Raw genomic sequence first — 505 nt, 5'->3', positions numbered from 1 at the left:
GATGAATACTTCGTCAGGGGGGATGTTGCAGCGTCGGCGGCACGCACATCGTCGCGTGGCGGCGGCAGATCTTGCGCTGTTCACGCGCCAACTGGCAACGCTGGTACAGGCAGCAATGCCGCTGGAAACCTGCTTACAGGCGGTCAGTGAGCAAAGTGAAAAACTGCATGTAAAAAGCCTCGGAATGGCGCTGCGCAGCCGGATTCAGGAAGGTTACACCCTGTCGGACAGCCTGCGCGAACATCCCCGCGTCTTTGATTCTCTGTTTTGTTCGATGGTTGCTGCCGGAGAAAAATCCGGGCATCTCGACGTGGTGCTTAATCGCCTGGCAGATTACACCGAACAGCGACAGCGCCTGAAATCACGTCTATTGCAGGCCATGCTCTATCCGCTGGTTCTGCTGGTGGTGGCAACGGGCGTAGTCACTATTTTGCTGACGGCAGTGGTGCCGAAAATCATCGAACAGTTTGATCATCTCGGACACGCGCTACCCGCCTCAACCCGC

General features: G+C 57.0%; 1 protein-coding gene. It reads left to right on the top strand.

The annotated features are described in order from the left end of the window. Nucleotides 1-22: 22 nt before the first annotated feature. On the top strand, nt 23-505 hold a 483-nt coding region (locus tag K0040_RS22430; RefSeq protein ID WP_272491585.1), incomplete at its 3' end, for a type II secretion system F family protein.

Source organism: Terrisporobacter petrolearius, from assembly GCF_020748185.1.
In the GTDB taxonomy this organism is placed as follows: Bacteria; Bacillota; Clostridia; order Peptostreptococcales; family Peptostreptococcaceae; genus Terrisporobacter; species Terrisporobacter petrolearius.
This window is presented reverse-complemented; position numbering and strand designations above follow the sequence as displayed.